We start from the raw sequence: 1,267 nt of genomic DNA on the forward strand, positions 1-1,267 counted from the left end.
CGCAAGCGGCAGGGCGCCGGGCCGGTTGCGCACGTCGGGCCGCACGGCCAGCACCTCCATGAAGCGGCGGAAGCCCGCGTAGCCCTTCTGGAACTGCTCGGTGAAGTTGATGAGCTGCTCGATGGGCGACAGGAAGATGCCGATGTACAGGGCGTAGATGGCGAGCTCGGCGGGCGCCAGGCCGCCGGTTGCCACGAAGTAGCCGCCGCCCACGATGGTCACGGTGTACAGCACGCCGGTGAACACCGAGTTCACCGCGTGGAACGCGCCCATGAACCTGTACGAGCTCTCCTTCGTGTCCACGAAACGCTCGTTCGTGCCGCCGAACTTCGCTATCTCCACGCCCTCGTTGCCGAACGACTTCACCACGCGGATGCCGCCGAGCGAGTCCTGCAGCCGCGCGTTGATGTCGGCCATCTTCCTGCGGTTCTCCGTGAAGATGACGCGCTTGCGGTAGTTGCGCCAGAACGCGTAGGCCGCCATGACCGCCGTGGCCGCCAGCATGATGGCCGTGAGCGGCACGTTGATCATGAACAGCAGCACGAACGAGCCCGCGATCTTCAGGATGCAGATGAACAGGTTCTCCGGCCCGTGGTGCGCCAGCTCCGATATGTCGAACAGGTCGGTGAGCAGCTTGCTCATCATCTCGCCGGTGTTGTTGCGGTCGTAGTAGCTGAACGACAGGCGCTGGTACTGCCTGAACAGGTCCATGCGCATGTCGGCCTCCATGCGCGCGCCCATGATATGGCCCCACGCCGTGATGAAGTACTGGCAGGCCGTGCGCAGGGCGTAGAGCGCGGCGAACCCGAGCGCGATCCAGCCGAGCGCCGAGAGGATGGCCTCGGGCGGCTCCAGGAAGAACTCCCTCGTGAAGAAGCCCAGGAACTGGGGGAAGGCCAGATCGACCGCGGCGAGCACCGAGGCGCACACGAGGTCGAAGAAGAACAGGAACTTGTAGGGCTTGTAATAGGCGACGAAGCGCGCGAGCACCTGGCGCGCGGAAACGCGCGGCTCGTCGGCGCCCGAAGGGGCCGTGGGATCGGCCGCAGGGGCCGGGGTATTCTTCTTAGTGTCCATGGTTGCCATTGTAGCGCTACCTCCGGTGCTTTCGCATGCGTTCTTCGCGGGCCCGTGCGCGCAGGCGCTCGAGCTCGCTTACCGTGCCGTGCCCGAACACGCCCACGTCGCGGCTGCCCGCGTAGGCCACGGCCACGGCGAGCGCCAGGTACGGCGCGGCGGCCAGGCCGAATATCTCCGCGCCCATGAG

General features: G+C 66.3%; 1 protein-coding gene. It reads right to left on the reverse strand.

Going from position 1 to position 1,267, the window contains the following annotated elements; translation table 11 throughout:
• Nucleotides 1–1,086: ABC transporter ATP-binding protein (locus GPA_RS02845; protein ID WP_167536587.1), on the reverse strand; the 1,086-nt coding region annotated here is incomplete at its 3' end.
• Nucleotides 1,087–1,267 lie beyond the last annotated feature (181 nt).

The organism is Gordonibacter pamelaeae 7-10-1-b, assembly GCF_000210055.1.
GTDB lineage: Bacteria > Actinomycetota > Coriobacteriia > Coriobacteriales > Eggerthellaceae > Gordonibacter > Gordonibacter pamelaeae.